16 protein-coding genes and 1 riboswitch are annotated in these 13,929 nt (G+C 62.0%); of the genes, 2 read left to right on the top strand and 14 right to left on the bottom strand.

Annotated elements, in window-relative coordinates; translation table 11 throughout:
• Positions 1 to 14: 14 nt before the first annotated feature.
• The 14 genes from KI231_RS30150 to cobO form a co-directional block, all read right to left on the bottom strand.
• On the bottom strand, positions 15 to 137 hold the full coding sequence (locus KI231_RS30150) for a hypothetical protein (RefSeq protein WP_256583597.1): 123 nt from the start codon (positions 135 to 137) through the stop codon (positions 15 to 17).
• Positions 134 to 1,333: an MFS transporter gene (locus KI231_RS08785; RefSeq protein ID WP_177431462.1), complete on the bottom strand. Its 1,200-nt coding sequence runs from the start codon at positions 1,331 to 1,333 to the stop codon at positions 134 to 136. The genes KI231_RS30150 and KI231_RS08785 overlap by 4 nt, the downstream gene beginning before the upstream one ends.
• 61 nt (positions 1,334 to 1,394) lie before the next feature.
• Positions 1,395 to 1,799, bottom strand: a complete 405-nt coding sequence (locus KI231_RS08780) for a MarR family winged helix-turn-helix transcriptional regulator (protein ID WP_213028002.1) — start codon at positions 1,797 to 1,799, stop codon at positions 1,395 to 1,397.
• Between the two features lie 26 nt (positions 1,800 to 1,825).
• The gene (locus KI231_RS08775) at positions 1,826 to 2,152 is read right to left on the bottom strand and encodes a hypothetical protein (protein ID WP_213028001.1); all 327 of its coding nucleotides are present in this window, start codon (positions 2,150 to 2,152) and stop codon (positions 1,826 to 1,828) included.
• A gap of 105 nt (positions 2,153 to 2,257) precedes the next feature.
• Positions 2,258 to 2,989: an adenosylcobinamide-GDP ribazoletransferase gene (locus KI231_RS08770; RefSeq protein WP_213028000.1), complete on the bottom strand. Its 732-nt coding sequence runs from the start codon at positions 2,987 to 2,989 to the stop codon at positions 2,258 to 2,260.
• 1 nt (position 2,990) lies between these two features.
• Positions 2,991 to 3,566: an alpha-ribazole phosphatase family protein gene (cobC, locus tag KI231_RS08765; protein WP_213027999.1), complete on the bottom strand. Its 576-nt coding sequence runs from the start codon at positions 3,564 to 3,566 to the stop codon at positions 2,991 to 2,993.
• A complete protein-coding gene (gene cobT, locus KI231_RS08760; RefSeq protein WP_213027998.1) occupies positions 3,563 to 4,618 on the bottom strand; it encodes a nicotinate-nucleotide--dimethylbenzimidazole phosphoribosyltransferase in 1,056 nt (351 codons plus the stop codon). Before cobT ends, cobC begins: the two co-directional genes overlap by 4 nt.
• Entirely contained in the window at positions 4,615 to 5,136 is a 522-nt protein-coding gene (gene cobU, locus KI231_RS08755) for a bifunctional adenosylcobinamide kinase/adenosylcobinamide-phosphate guanylyltransferase (protein ID WP_213027997.1), read from the bottom strand. The genes cobT and cobU overlap by 4 nt, the downstream gene beginning before the upstream one ends.
• Before the next feature lie 148 nt (positions 5,137 to 5,284).
• Complete coding sequence (locus tag KI231_RS08750; protein ID WP_213027996.1) at positions 5,285 to 6,736, bottom strand: cobyric acid synthase; 1,452 nt, start codon at positions 6,734 to 6,736, stop codon at positions 5,285 to 5,287.
• Positions 6,733 to 7,725: a threonine-phosphate decarboxylase CobD gene (gene cobD / locus KI231_RS08745; protein WP_103306930.1), complete on the bottom strand. Its 993-nt coding sequence runs from the start codon at positions 7,723 to 7,725 to the stop codon at positions 6,733 to 6,735. Before cobD ends, KI231_RS08750 begins: the two co-directional genes overlap by 4 nt.
• A complete protein-coding gene (gene cbiB, locus KI231_RS08740) occupies positions 7,718 to 8,626 on the bottom strand; it encodes an adenosylcobinamide-phosphate synthase CbiB (protein WP_213027995.1) in 909 nt (302 codons plus the stop codon). The genes cobD and cbiB overlap by 8 nt, the downstream gene beginning before the upstream one ends.
• Complete coding sequence (bluB, locus tag KI231_RS08735) at positions 8,623 to 9,273, bottom strand: 5,6-dimethylbenzimidazole synthase (RefSeq protein ID WP_213027994.1); 651 nt, start codon at positions 9,271 to 9,273, stop codon at positions 8,623 to 8,625. The genes cbiB and bluB overlap by 4 nt, the downstream gene beginning before the upstream one ends.
• Entirely contained in the window at positions 9,270 to 10,733 is a 1,464-nt protein-coding gene (locus KI231_RS08730) for a cobyrinic acid a,c-diamide synthase CobB (protein WP_213027993.1), read from the bottom strand. The genes bluB and KI231_RS08730 overlap by 4 nt, the downstream gene beginning before the upstream one ends.
• Complete coding sequence (gene cobO, locus KI231_RS08725; RefSeq protein ID WP_213027992.1) at positions 10,730 to 11,341, bottom strand: cob(I)yrinic acid a,c-diamide adenosyltransferase; 612 nt, start codon at positions 11,339 to 11,341, stop codon at positions 10,730 to 10,732. Before cobO ends, KI231_RS08730 begins: the two co-directional genes overlap by 4 nt.
• Before the next feature lie 80 nt (positions 11,342 to 11,421).
• A riboswitch (cobalamin riboswitch) is annotated at positions 11,422 to 11,646 on the bottom strand.
• Between the two features lie 162 nt (positions 11,647 to 11,808).
• Here cobO and KI231_RS08720 point away from each other — a divergent pair.
• Entirely contained in the window at positions 11,809 to 12,393 is a 585-nt protein-coding gene (locus KI231_RS08720) for a hypothetical protein (protein WP_213027991.1), read from the top strand.
• 66 nt (positions 12,394 to 12,459) lie between these two features.
• Complete coding sequence (locus tag KI231_RS08715) at positions 12,460 to 13,773, top strand: PQQ-dependent sugar dehydrogenase (protein ID WP_213027990.1); 1,314 nt, start codon at positions 12,460 to 12,462, stop codon at positions 13,771 to 13,773.
• Positions 13,774 to 13,929 lie beyond the last annotated feature (156 nt).

Raw genomic sequence — 13,929 nt, 5'->3', positions numbered from 1 at the left:
CGCCGGACAGCCTTCTAGCAAATGCTCATGCCAAGTTGCATCAATGCCAGCCCGCCTTGATGCCAGCCCCACCACACCAGCGCCAGCAAAGCGGCGCCGAGTGCGGTGATGGCGATTCGTGGCCAGAATCGGCTCATGCGGCGCTCGCAGCGGCTTGCAGGCGCGCCACCGGACGCTCGCGCACCGGCCAGTTCAATGCAGCCGCCAACAGGCTGAGAAGAATCGCCACTTGCCAGATCAAGTCGTAACTCCCGGTACGGTCATACACCACCCCGCCCAGCCAGCCGCCGAGGAACGATCCGAGCTGATGGAACAGGAACACAATGCCACCGAGCATGGACAGATTGCGCACACCAAACAAGGTTGCCACCGTACCGTTGGTCAACGGTACCGTCGACAACCACAGGAAACCCATGGCCATGCCGAACAGGTAGGCCGACGTGGTCGTCACCGGCAGCCACAGGAACAGCACGATCACCACCGCACGCAACAGGTACAACGCGGTGAGCAGACGCGGTTTCGACATGCGCCCGCCGAGCCACCCGGCGGTGTAGGTACCGAAGATGTTGAACAGCCCGATCAGCGCCAGCACCGTGGTGCCGACCGTGGCCGGCAAGTGCTGATCGACCAGGTACGCCGGCAGATGCACACCAATGAATACCACTTGAAAACCACAGACGAAAAAGCCGAACGCCAACAGCCAGAACCCCGAGTGTGAACAGGCTTCGCGTAGCGCCTCGGACAGCGTCTGCTCGTGACCGAGCACCGGCAGCGGTTTGTCCTTGAGCATGCTCACCAGTGGCACGATCATCGCCACCAGCAGGCCCAGCACCAGCAGTGCGGCCGACCAGCCGAGCCAGCCAATCAGCCCCAATGTCCCCGGCAACATGGCGAACTGGCCAAAAGAGCCGGCGGCACTGGCGATGCCCATGCCCATACTGCGTTTCTCTGGTGGCACGGCACGCCCCACGACGCCGAGGATGACCGAGAACGAGGTGCCGGAAAGACCGATACCGATCAGCAGGCCGGCGCTCAGTGACAACGTCACCGCCGAATCAGACAGCCCCATGCACACCAGACCCGCCGCGTAAAGCACTCCACCGACGAGTACCACTTTCGCCGCGCCGAAACGGTCAGCCAGCGCACCGGTAAACGGCTGCGCCAGACCCCAGATCAGGTTCTGCAAAGCGATCGCGAAGGCAAACACCTCGCGGCCCCAGCCGAACTGCGCACTCATCGGCGACAGGAACAGGCCGAAGCCGTGACGCACGCCCAATGACAACGCGAGAATCAGCGCACTACCCAGCAACACCCAACCGCACGCACGCCACATCGATGTCATTGTTATTCTCCAGTCGCGGGTATATACCCGCTTGAACCCGAAAAAACTGGCATCAAGCCAGTTCATCCAGCAATTTGAGCAAGGTTTCACGCTTCTCGGCACCCAGGCGATCAATCAATCGCTGCTGCGCCGCTTCCCACGCCGGCAGCGCTGCTGCCAAACGCTGCGCGCCGGTTTCGGTGAGCCGGACAATCCGGTTACGCATGTCCGCGCCCTCGGCCAGCGCCACCAGCCCTTCGCCTTCCAGCACGCGCAGATTGCGCCCCAGGGTGCTGCGATCCAGGCCCATGGCTTCGGCAAGTTCGGAGATGCTCGGTTGATCCAGACGCTGCAGATTGCACAGCAAAGAATACTGGGCAACGTTGATCCCGAAGCCGTCGAGAGCGCCGTCGTAATGCCTGCTGACGCCACGAGCGGCGCGACGCAGGTTAGTGCACAAACACTGAGAAGAAAGCATGATGCGTGTATATACCCGCGACTGTGTTAAATCAAGTTACAGATGAGTTCACCCATAACATTTGTGGTGCCTGAAGGATTGCTATCGCTGGCAAGCCAGCTCCCACAGAGAATGATATTGCCCACAAAATCTGCAAATCCCCCCAATACCTGTGGGTGCTGGCTTGCCAGCAGATTCAACATAAAATTTCTACAGGAAATGACATTGCCCAAAAATCGGCAAACCACCCCAATACCTGTGGGAGCTGGCTTGCCAGCAGATTCAACATAAAATTTATACAGGAAATGACATTGCCCAAAATCGGCAAACCACCCCAATACCTGTGGGAGCTGGCTTGCCAGCAGATTCAACATAAAATTTCTACAGGAAATGACATTGCCCAAAAATCGGCAAACCACCCCAATACCTGTGGGAGCTGGCTTGCCAGCGATGAGGCCAGCAGATTCAACAGAAATCTGTCAGACCAAAACCAGCCCAACCAGCACCGCCATCTCCAGCAACTCCAGCAACGCCCCCGCCGTGTCTCCGGTCGTACCGCCCAACCGCCGCACCATCACTCGCCGCAGCCAGACGAACACGACAACCGCCACCAGCAGCGCAACAACAGCCTTGAACCCGGCAATCAGCACACACGCCAACGCGCTCACCGCAACAACCCACCAACCCGCTTTGCGAGGCAGATGATCGGCCAACGCTTGCCCCAAGCCACCGGCCCGCACATACGGCGTGGTCAGAAACAACCCGAGCAGCGCCGCCCGCCCCAGCACCGGCACGATGATCAGCGCCAGCGTCTGCTGCTGTTCGATCAACGCCAGCAGCGCCGCGAACTTCAGCAATAACACCAACACCAGCGTCACCACCGCAATCGGCCCGCTACGTGGATCCTTCATGATCGTCAGCGTGCGCTCGCGATCACCAAAACCGCCGAGCCAGGCATCGGCGCTGTCGGCGAGTCCATCAAGATGCAATGCCCCGCTGAGCAACACCCAAACCGTCAACAGCAACGCCCCGTTCAGCAACAGCGGCGCGCCCGCCAACGCCAGATTCAGCGCCCAGAGCATCACGCCGAACAGCAGCCCGACCAGCGGATAAAACAGCAGCGAACGCCCAAGCTGTTCAGGCTCCGGCATCCCCGGCAAACGAATCGGCAAACTGCTGAGAAATTGCAGGGCGATCCACAGCGGCAACATGTCAGCGACCTTCCTTGAGCGAGCCATCAGCGTCGACGGTCAGTGAGAACAATGCCCCATGAGTGACTTCGACATTAAGCAGTTGCTCACGAGGCAACCCTCGCGCCCGCGCCAGCAACAGGCGCATCACTCCGCCATGACTGATCAGCAGCACCCGCTCACCCGCGTAAGCCCTGTGCAACCGCGCAACCGCCGCCAACACCCGTGCAGAAAAATCGCCGACTGGCTCCCCTTGCGGCGGCGTAAATGAATAGGGATCCGCCCAAAACAGCCCCAACGCCTCGGCATCGGTTTCCATCAACGCCGCCGCGCTCTGCCCTTCCCACGCACCGAAATGCAGTTCCTGCAGATCCTTGTCCAGTTGCACCGGCAGATTCAATTGCTCGCCCAACTCAGCGGCAAAGCGCGCACAACGCTGCAACGGCGAACTGACCAGACGATCCCACGGCCCGCCCGCGATGACCGCCGCACGCATCTGCGCCCAGCCCTTCTCAGTGAGCGCATCGTCGAGGCTGCCGCGCAAGCCACCACCCAGTTCCGTCTCACCGTGGCGCAGCAGATCCAGACGCAAAGTCATGCCGGACGATCCGCCACCGCCGCTTCGGCGAACGTCGCCATCTGCCCGTGCAGATCACAGGCCAGACGCAACAGCGGCACCGCCAACGCCGCTCCGCTGCCTTCGCCCAGGCGCAGACCGAGTTCCAGCAATGGTTCGGCGTTCAACGTTTCCAGCACATGCCGGTGACCCGGTTCCGCGCCACGGTGACCAAACAGCAGCCACTCGCGGCAGGCCGGATTCAGGCGTACAGCTACCAGCGCAGCGACGGTGCAGATAAAGCCATCGACCAGCACCGCGACACCCTCCTGCGCCGCTGCCAGATACGCGCCGACCAGCGCCGCAATCTCGAAACCACCCAGATTGAACAGCGTCTGCAACGCATCACCCCGTTGCGCCGCGTGCAAGGCCAAACCACGCTCGATCACTTGCGCTTTATGGCTGACGCCTTCGGCATTCAAACCAGTCCCGGGACCGGTCAGATGCACCACCGGGCAGTCGAGCAACGCACACGCCAGCGCGCTCGCAGCGGTGGTATTGCCAATGCCCATTTCGCCGCCGATGAACAACTGCGCGCCTGCCGCTTTCGCCCGCAGTACGCTGTCGCGACCGGCCTGCAACGCGAGTTCGCCTTGCGCCTGGGTCATCGCGGCGCCCTGAACGAAATTCGCCGTACCCGCGCCGATGTTCAAGTGACGTACGCCCGGCAGATTCAGCGACGGCGTCACCGTGCCCAGATCCACCACTTCCAGTTGCGCATTGAGCTGGCGCGCCAACACGCTGATCGCCGCCCCGCCACTGACGAAGTTGAGCAGCATCTGCCCGGTGACTTCCTGTGGAAACGCGGAAACGCCTTCAGCGACCACGCCGTGATCGCCAGCAAAAATCGCAATCCAGATCTGCTCAAGCGTCGGTTTGACCTGCCCTTGCAGACCGGCCAGTTGCACCGCCACGGACTCAAGGCGCCCCAGGGAACCGGCCGGTTTGGTCAATTGCTGTTGCCGCGCCGCCGCTTGCTCAACGATATCGGAGTGCACCGGTTTGCACGGGTTCAGCCACCAGGTGTGGGTCATAAGGCAGATCCTTTCAGGGTCAGGGGCAGGCCGGCGACGGTCAGGACAACACGCTGACAACGCTCGGCCAGAGCTTGATGCAGCCAACCGGCTTCATCGACGTAGCGGCGAGTCAATTCGCCCAGCGGCACGACACCCATTCCGGTCTCGTTGCTGACAAAAATGATTTCCCCCGGCAGTGACGCCAGGCAATCGAGCAGGGCTTCGCGTTCGGCAGCGAGGCGTTCGGCATCGTCGAGCATCAGCAGATTGGTCATCCACAGGGTCAGGCAATCGATCAGCAGGCAACGCTCGGCACTGGCGTTTTCGCGCAATACGCGAGCAAGCTCCAGCGGTTCTTCGATGAGCGCCCATTCAGCGGGGCGGCGGGCACGATGATGGGCGACGCGGTCGCTCATTTCACCGTCCAGCGTCTGGCTGGTGGCGATGTAGGTCACGGCCAGTTGAGTGTCGCTGGCGAGTTTTTCTGCCAGGCGACTTTTGCCGGAGCGGGCGCCGCCGAGGATCAGTTGGAGCATGGGTCATCCAGAAAAATGTGTAGTGAGCCAACCGGCCTCTTCGCTGGCAAGCCAGCTCCCACAGGGTTCAAAGGTGTTCACAAAATTTGCAGCCGACATCAATACTTGTGGAAGCTGGCTTGCCAGCGATGAGGCCAGCACAGGCAACTCAAATCCCACAGAGCTGACGCAACAAATCGGTATCCAGATGCTTCTCCACCAGATCCGCCAAGCGCTCGATATCGCGCTCGCGCAAGCCGTGGTAATCCACCTCCTGCACGTCGCTCAGCCCCGCCCAGCGCAACAGCGCCGCACTGGCTGCCGGCGATTCGAACAAGCCATGCAAATAGGTGCCAAACACCTGCCCGTCAAGACTTTGCGCACCGTCGCAACGACCATCATCCAGATGCACCGCCGCATGCTCCAGCGCCGGCCCGCTGGTCACACCGGCATGAATCTCATAGCCGCTGACCTCAGCCTCTTCCAGCGCCAGACGCCCGCGCACATTGCGCAGTTGCTTCTCGGCCTCCAGCGTCGTTGCAAACGCCAGCAAACCCAGACCGGCGCTGGAACCCGGCGCGCCTTCCAGGCCCAGCGGGTCATGCACCTGCTCACCGAGCATCTGCAGACCGCCGCAAATCCCCAAGACTTTGCCGCCGTAACGCAGGTGACGGCTGATCGCCGTTTCCCAACCGTTGGCGCGCAGATACGCGAGATCACTGCGCACGCTTTTCGAACCCGGCAGGATGATCAGATCCGCCGGCGGAATCGCCTGGCCCGGACCGACAAATTGCAGATCGACTTGCGGATGCAAACGCAGCGGATCGAAATCGGTGTGGTTGCTGATCCGCGGCAACACCGGCACCACCACTTTCAATACCTGTTCGGCCTTGTCGGTCTGGCGCTGATCGATACCGTCCTCGGCTTCAAGATGCAGGTCCATCACGTACGGCAGCACGCCCACCACCGGTTTGCCGGTGCGCTGCTCAAGCCAGTCGAGGCCCGGTTGCAGCAAGGCGATGTCGCCACGAAAACGGTTGATGATGAAGCCCTTGACCCGCGCCTGTTCGCTCGGCGAGAGCAGTTCCAGCGTGCCGACCAAGTGGGCGAAAACCCCGCCGCGATTGATGTCGGCGATCAGCAACACCGGACAATCCACCGCTTCGGCAAAGCCCATGTTGGCGATATCGCCGGCACGCAGATTGATCTCCGCCGGCGACCCCGCGCCCTCGACCATGACCAGCGGATACGCCGCGCTGAGCCGTTGGTGCGAGGCCAGCACGGCTTGCATCGCGATGGCCTTGTAATCGTGATACGCCACGGCGTTCATGCTGGTGACGGCACGGCCATGGATGATCACTTGCGCGCCGGTGTCATTGTTGGGTTTGAGCAAGACCGGATTCATGTCGGTGTGTGGTTCAAGATTCGCCGCTTGTGCCTGCACCGCTTGCGCGCGACCAATCTCACCGCCGTCAGCGGTCACCGCGCTGTTGAGCGCCATGTTCTGTGGTTTGAACGGCACCACGGCGATGCCTTGGCGGGTCGCCCAGCGGCATAGCGCCGTCACCAAGGTGCTTTTGCCGGCGTCGGAGGTGGTGCCTTGCACCATCAGGGTTGTCATCGGGTTTCCTTGGCGAAAGCTTGCAGCGCCTGTTCGAGGCGCGCCTCTTCAGCTGCATCGGCAGGCAGGCCGAAACGCAGACTGCTGTTGTGAGTGAAGATGCGCAGGAGGATGCCGCGTCGGGCCATGAATTCGTGCAGCGCTTGCGCCTGCTCGGTGATCAGCCACTGAAACAGCGCGCAACCGCCGTGCGGTTTGAAGCCATAGCGTTCCAGCAACAGCGCCAGCCGCTCGCTCGCTTCATCGCTGCGAATGCGCTGACGGGTGTGACCTTCGGTGTCTTGCAGACAGGCCTGACCAAGCACCCGCGTCGGTCCGCTCACGACCCACGGCCCGACCTGTTCGGCGAGTAGCTTGAGCAACTTGCGCTCGGCCAGCACAAAGCCCAACCGCACTCCGGCCAGGCCAAAAAACTTGCCGAACGAGCGCAACACAATCAGACCGACCAAGTGAGTATGCGCGGCCAGGCTCAGTTGCGGCGTGTTGTCCATAAATGCTTCATCGACCACCAGCCAGCCACCGCGCTGAGCGAGCCGCGCATGCCAGTCGAGCAGGCGCGCCGGGGTCAGGCTCAGGCCGGTCGGGTTGTTCGGGTTGACCACCACCAGCACATCGAGGCTGTCGAGAAAGAATTCGACTTCCTGTTCCAGCACTTCGCGCACGATGTAGCCGCTGCGCCGCCAGGCCTCGGCATGCTCGGCATAACACGGCGACAGCACGCCGACCTTGCCGGCACGACGCAAACGCGGCAGCAACTGGATGGCCATCTGCGAACCGGCCACCGGCAACACCTGCGCCGCGCCGTAGTAATCGCATGCCGCCTGCTCGAGACCATCATCGGTTTCCGGCAATCGCGCCCAGGCGCGCAGCGGAATCTCCGGGACTGGAAACGGCCACGGCGCCAGTCCGCTGGACAGGTCGAGCCAGTCAGCCTCGGCGATGCCGTAATCGTGTGCAGCCTTGCGCAGCCGGCCACCGTGCTCAAGCATAGAATTCAGCCCCCACGCAGAGAATCAGCAGCCATAACCATACGCCGCGCTGGACCAATTGCCAGCCACGGTCGATGGAATCGGCATCGGCCGCTGGGCCTTCGCCGAGTTGCGGACGCTCATGCAGTTCGCCGTGATAAATCGCCGGACCACCCAATTCCACGCCGAGCGCACCAGCCCCTGCTGCCATCACCGGGCCGGCGTTGGGGCTGTCCCACTGCGGGCCTTGGGTACGCCAGCATTTCAAGGCGAGTCGGGTTTTGCCCAGCACTGCGTAGGTCAAAGCAACAAGCCGTGCAGGAATGTAGTTAAGGACATCGTCGATTTTTGCCGCGCACCAGCCGAAGCGCTCGAAGCGTTCGTTGCGATAGCCCCACATCGCGTCGAGCGTATTGCTCAAGCGATACAGCACCACGCCCGGCGCACCGGCCACGACAAACCAGAACAGCGCGGCGAACACCGCATCGCTGCCGTTCTCCAGCACCGATTCAGTAGCGGCGCGGGCGACCGCAGTGCTGTTGAGTTCGCTGGTCTGGCGGCTGACCAGATAACCGACACGCTTGCGCGCTTCCTCCAGATCATCGGCGCGCAACGCCGCGGCAACCGGCGCGACGTGCTCACCGAGGCTGCGCATACCGAGGGCGCAATACAGCGCAAGAATTTCGACGAGCCAGCCCACGTACGGCGCCCAGGAAAACGCGGTGGCGAGCAACGTCAGCGGCAGCACCGCGATCACCCACGCGGTGACGCCATGGCTGCGCCAGCCACGTCCGCCGGCGTTGAAACGTTGCTCGATGCGCCCGGCAAAATTGCCGAACGCCACCAGCGGATGCCAGCGTTTCGGTTCACCCAGCAGCGCATCCAGCGCGACCGCGGCGACACTCAACAACGCCACACTCATTGACTCACTCCCCAATAATTCTCAAACAGCAACTCATTGAGCGGACGCGCCTGCGCCCACCCTTCGAGTACCAGCATCGGCGCCGGATAGAATTCCTTGACCGGGCCCAGACACAAAACCGCCAGCGGCTTGGCGCCGGCCGGCAGTTTCAGCAGATCCGCCAACGCTTGCGGCTCGAACAGCGAGACCCAGCCCATGCCCAAGCCTTCAGCCCGGGAGGCCAGCCACAGGTTTTGAATCGCACAAGACAACGAAGCCATGTCCATTTCCGGCAGCGTGCGCCGACCGAAAATGTGTTTCTCGCGATCATCCATCAATGCGGCGACCAGCACTTCGGCGCAGTCGTTGATGCCTTCGACCTTGAGTTTCATGAACTCGTCACTGCGCTCGCCGAGCGCTTCGGCGGTGCGGATGCGTTCTTCTTCCACCAGATTCTGGATCTGCCCGCGCAGGGCTCGGTCGCTGATACGGATGAAGCGCCAAGGCTGCATCAGGCCGACGCTGGGGGCCTGATGCGCGGCCTCGAGCAGTCGCCCCAGCAGTTCGGGCGCGACAGTGCCACCGGTGAAATGGCGCATGTCGCGGCGTTCGGCGATGGCTCGATAAACCGCTGCGCGCTCGGCTTCGGAGAATGCGTTGTCGGTCATGGCCCCATCGCTGGCAAGCCAGCTCCCACAGGGGATTGGGTTTCTTCAGACATTGCATCACCCACCACAGAAGCTGGATTACCAGTCCCTAATGGCGATCGCATTTCTTCAGGCTTTACACCGCCCACCGTGGGAGCTGGCTTGCCAGCGATGGCGGCCTTGAGATCTGGCGCAAACAGCGCGGCAATCGCAGTCGGATTCGACGGGAAATAAAAATGCACGTACGAAGCCGTCATCCGCCCTTCCCGATAAACCGCCTCGGCCCCGCGCCCGCCATTCGGGCTCAGGCCCCGGGCAATCGGCGTCAGCTCGGTGGTGGTCAGGGAATGATGATAGGTGTGACCGCGCAGCGAACCCTCCGGCAGATCCACCGCTTGCAGGGCCAACGCCGCGAGACGCTTTTGCATCACCGCATCGCCCGCCAGCAAACCGACCAGTTCAGCGCGAGTGCCTTCAACGTCAGTCAAGGAATCGAGCAGATACAGCATGCCGCCGCACTCGGCGAGTAACGGTTTGCCAGCCGCGTGATGCGCACGGATCGCGTCGAGCATCGCGGTGTTCTGCGACAGCGCAACATGATGCAATTCCGGATAACCACCGGGCAGATACAGGCTGTCCGCCTCGGGTAATTGCGTATCGCGGATCGGCGAGAAGAAGCTCAATTCGGCACCCATTGCGCGCAACAGGTCGAGGCTCGCGCCATAGGTGAAGGCAAAGGCTTCATCGCGAGCAACGGCAATGCGCACGCCTTCGAGCAATGGCTCGGCGGCGATCACGTCAGGCGCGGCGAACTCCACGGCCGGTGGCAGCGCTACCTCGCAACTGCTGGCAAGCGCTGCGGCGGCCGCATCGAGGCGCACGTCGAGATCATTCAGTTCGCTGGCCTGCACGAGGCCGAGATGGCGGCTCGGCAGTTCGATGCCGGTTTCGCGAGACAACGCGCCGTACCAGCGCAAACCTTCGGTGAGGCTGCCTTCGAGCAATTGCGCATGGCGCAGGGTGCCGACGCGGTTGGCCAGCACGCCGGCAAACGGCAAGTCCGGCTGATAGCGCGCCAATCCAAGCGCCAACGCTCCAAAGGTCTGCGCCATCGCCGTGCCGTCGATCACACCGAGGACCGGCACACCAAAATGCCGCGCCAGATCAGCGCTCGACGGCGTGCCGTCAAACAATCCCATCACGCCTTCGATCAGAATCAGATCGGCTTCAGCGGCCGCTTCCCATAACAGGCGACGGCTTTCCTGCTCGCCGACCATCCACATGTCCAATTGATAAACCGGCGCACCGCTGGCGCGCTCGAGAATCATCGGGTCGAGAAAATCCGGGCCGCATTTGAACACGCGGACCTTGCGCCCCTGATTGCGATGCAGACGGGCGAGTGCTGCGGTGACGGTGGTCTTGCCCTGACCGGAGGCCGGCGCGGCGATGAGGACCGCCGGGCAGTGACGTGGTTGATTCAAAGTTCGACGCCTTTCTGCGCTTTGATACCGGCCTGGAAGGCGTGTTTGAGCATGCCCATTTCGGTGACCGTGTCGCCCATCTCGATCATTTCCGGCTTGGCCGCACGACCGGTGACGATCACGTGCTGCATCGGTGGACGCGCCTGCAAGTCGCTGAGCACCTGATCGAGATCGAGGTAGCCGTGCTTGAGGGCGATGTTCAGTTCGTCGAGCACCACCAGACCGATCGACGCATCGCGCAGCAGTTCGCGAGAGACGGCCCATGCAGCTTCGGCGGCGGCGATATCGCGCTGACGGTCCTGGGTCTCCCAGGTGAAACCCTCGCCCATCACGTGGAAACGTACTTGCTCGGGGAAGCGGCGGAAGAACAGTTCTTCGCCAGTGCTATTACGGCCCTTGATGAACTGCACCACGCCGCACTGCATGCCGTGGCCCATGGCGCGGGCGAGCATGCCGAATGCCGAGCTGCTTTTGCCTTTGCCATTGCCGGTCAGCACCAGCACCAGACCGCATTCGTCTGGCGAGTTGGCGATGCGTTCATCGATCACGGCTTTTTTGCGCTGCATACGCGCCAGATGGCGTTCGTCACGCTCGGGGGAATCAGTCATGGGGAGCTCTCCGTTGAGGCTGGATAACGGCGGGCAGGCACAAGAATAGACGGCAAAAAGCCTGGCATCGCCCACCGTGATGCCGCTGGATGGATCAGGCCGGTCTCCGGGCTCATGAGCGGCGTTCGCCTGACTGCGCGCCTTCCCGCTTTGAGCAGTGGCATTCGACGCAGTTTTCACTCATTTACCGTTGCGGGGGCAGCGCCGGGATCGTGGTCGCTCTTCGCTCGAAGACAACCCTCACCGGCTTCCCTGTTTCACTCTGTCGACGCAGGTCACAGAGCACCTGAAACAAGCCGCGAAGGTTAGAGGGTTGGGGGTGGAGCGTCAATTAAAGAGGGGGCCGTCGGGCGAATAACTGCCGTCGATCAATTAACTGGCGTCAATCTTGTGCCATGCTCAGACAAGTGATATCAAAGAGCCATGCTTTTCTCGAAAAAGCCATCACAACAATAAGGATGATTACGATGCAAGGCATGATCATCAGCAACCCGCGCCTGGAATTCCTGCGCCCGGTGCTTGAACGCTGGTTTGACTGTATCGACCGCTACAACGCCGTGCGCGGCGACAGCGACACGCCCTACTGGCATGACGAGAAAGCCAATCTCGGCCTGCTCTCGGCGGCGGCATGGATGGCCGAGCTGGTGACGCTGGAACAGACGGCCACCCGCAAGCAAAACGAAGACGGTGAGCGCAATGCCCGTGCCGACCTGTTTCTCGCCGGCAGCGAAGACCGCGCATACATCCAGGCCACGCAACGCTGGCCGCGAGTCAACAACCTCAACCTGACCCAAGCCCTGCAGGAGATCACCGGCGACGCCAAACGCATCAGCTTTGCCAGCGATCTAAAACTCGGCTGCCTGTTTGTCGCCCCGCAAAAAGCCCAGCACAGCGCCAGCCCCGAAGAACTGCAAGACATGGTCGACGACCTGCAAAAGGAACACACCTGCGCCGTCGCCTGGTATTTCCCTTACGCCTATCGCAAGCTGCGCAACGAAGCCGGCAACTATCACCCGGGCATCGCCGTACTGTTCAAAGAGGCCCGCAGTTGAGCAGTTGAACCATCGGGCTTGCGCGCTCCTCTATGATTAGGAATGCATTCATAGGGAAGATCAGTAATGCGCAAGTCCCAGCTCGTTTTCGTCATCGCCCTCGCCGGAGGGCTCACCGCCTGCGGTGAATCCTCCAGCCTGCAAGTTTCCGACGGCACCGGCCCGTCACCGAAGCTGCCCGAACCCAATAAGACCCTGATCCCGACGGTGAATATTGCTCCGGCGGTCGGCTGGCCCGAGGGCGGCAAACCGACAGCAGCGGCAGGCACCCAGGTTGCCGCGTTCGCCGAAGGCCTCGATCATCCGCGATGGCTCTACGTGCTGCCCAATGGTGATGTGCTGGTGGCCGAAACCAATGCCCCGCCGAAACCTGACGACAGCAGCGGCGTTCGTGGCTGGGTGATGAAGAAAGTCATGGGCAAGGCTGGCGCCGGCGTGCCGAGCCCGAACCGCATCACCCTGCTGCGCGACGCCGATCACGATGGCGTGGCCGAGACACGCACGGTGTTTCTGCAGAATCTCAACTCGCCGTTTGGCATGACCCTGGTCGGCAATGATCTGTATGTGGCGGATACCGATCGCCTGCTGCGCTTCCATTACGAAGCTGGCGCGACCGAGATCAAGTCGCAACCGATCAAAGTCACGGATCTGCCCGGCGGTACGCTGAATCACCATTGGACCAAGAACGTCATCGCCAGCAAGGACGGCAGCAAGCTGTACGTCACGGTCGGCTCGAACAGCAACGTCGGCGAAAACGGCCTGGATAAAGAGGAAGGTCGCGCCGCGATCTGGGAAGTGGATCGGGCGACCGGCAATCACCGGATTTTCGCCTCGGGCATTCGCAATCCCAACGGTCTGGCCTGGGAACCTACCAGCGGTGCGTTGTGGACGGCAGTCAACGAGCGTGACGAAATCGGCAGCGATCTGGTGCCGGACTACATTACCTCGGTCAAGGATGGCGGCTTCTATGGTTGGCCATTCAGCTATTACGGCCAGCACGTCGATGTGCGGGTGGAGCCGCAGAATCTCGATCTGGTCGCCAAGGCGATTGCTCCAGACTACGCCGTCGGCCCGCACACGGCTTCGCTGGGCCTGACCTTCGCCGCAGGCAACACGCTGCCGGCGCAGTTCAAGGAAGGTGCGTTCATTGGCCAGCACGGCTCATGGAACCGCAAGCCGCACAGTGGCTATAAAGTGATTTTCGTGCCGTTTACCGGCGGCAAGCCGAGAGGTGCGCCGGTGGATGTGCTGACGGGGTTTCTCGACAAGGACGAGAACGCGCTTGGCCGCCCGGTAGGCGTGGTGATCGATCAGCAAGGCGGCTTGCTGGTGGCGGATGATGTGGGGAACAAGGTGTGGCGGGTGTCTTCAGCGAAGTAGAGTTCTAACCGCTGTACGCAATACCTGCGGGAGTGGGCTTGTGTGGCGAGGGGATTTATCCCCGATCGGCTGCGAAGCAGTCGCCAAACCATCACACTCGGTACAACGGGTGGACTGAGAGGGTTGTTTTGGGGCGGCTTCGCCACCCATCGGTGA

Source organism: Pseudomonas sp. Seg1, assembly GCF_018326005.1.
Taxonomy (GTDB): domain Bacteria; phylum Pseudomonadota; class Gammaproteobacteria; order Pseudomonadales; family Pseudomonadaceae; genus Aquipseudomonas.
Note: the sequence above shows the minus strand (reverse complement) of the source record. Positions and strands in the feature narration are given on the sequence as shown.

What these genes read in the sequence shown, in the direction of transcription:
- KI231_RS08785 (WP_177431462.1), bottom strand. Translation starts at nt 1,333, where the DNA reads ATGTGGCGTGCGTGCGGTTGGGTGTTGCTGGGTAGTGCGCTGATTCTC.
- bluB (WP_213027994.1), bottom strand. Translation starts at nt 9,273, where the DNA reads ATGACCGACAACGCATTCTCCGAAGCCGAGCGCGCAGCGGTTTATCGA.
- KI231_RS08780 (WP_213028002.1), bottom strand. Translation starts at nt 1,799, where the DNA reads ATGCTTTCTTCTCAGTGTTTGTGCACTAACCTGCGTCGCGCCGCTCGT.
- KI231_RS30150 (WP_256583597.1), bottom strand. Translation starts at nt 137, where the DNA reads ATGAGCCGATTCTGGCCACGAATCGCCATCACCGCACTCGGCGCCGCT.
- KI231_RS08775 (WP_213028001.1), bottom strand. Translation starts at nt 2,152, where the DNA reads ATGTTGAATCTGCTGGCAAGCCAGCTCCCACAGGTATTGGGGTGGTTT.
- cobT (WP_213027998.1), bottom strand. Translation starts at nt 4,618, where the DNA reads ATGACCCACACCTGGTGGCTGAACCCGTGCAAACCGGTGCACTCCGAT.
- KI231_RS08750 (WP_213027996.1), bottom strand. Translation starts at nt 6,736, where the DNA reads ATGACAACCCTGATGGTGCAAGGCACCACCTCCGACGCCGGCAAAAGC.
- cobO (WP_213027992.1), bottom strand. Translation starts at nt 11,341, where the DNA reads ATGACTGATTCCCCCGAGCGTGACGAACGCCATCTGGCGCGTATGCAG.
- KI231_RS08715 (WP_213027990.1), top strand. Translation starts at nt 12,460, where the DNA reads ATGCGCAAGTCCCAGCTCGTTTTCGTCATCGCCCTCGCCGGAGGGCTC.
- KI231_RS08770 (WP_213028000.1), bottom strand. Translation starts at nt 2,989, where the DNA reads ATGTTGCCGCTGTGGATCGCCCTGCAATTTCTCAGCAGTTTGCCGATT.
- cobU (WP_213027997.1), bottom strand. Translation starts at nt 5,136, where the DNA reads ATGCTCCAACTGATCCTCGGCGGCGCCCGCTCCGGCAAAAGTCGCCTG.
- KI231_RS08720 (WP_213027991.1), top strand. Translation starts at nt 11,809, where the DNA reads ATGCAAGGCATGATCATCAGCAACCCGCGCCTGGAATTCCTGCGCCCG.
- cobD (WP_103306930.1), bottom strand. Translation starts at nt 7,725, where the DNA reads ATGCTTGAGCACGGTGGCCGGCTGCGCAAGGCTGCACACGATTACGGC.
- cobC (WP_213027999.1), bottom strand. Translation starts at nt 3,566, where the DNA reads ATGACTTTGCGTCTGGATCTGCTGCGCCACGGTGAGACGGAACTGGGT.
- cbiB (WP_213027995.1), bottom strand. Translation starts at nt 8,626, where the DNA reads ATGAGTGTGGCGTTGTTGAGTGTCGCCGCGGTCGCGCTGGATGCGCTG.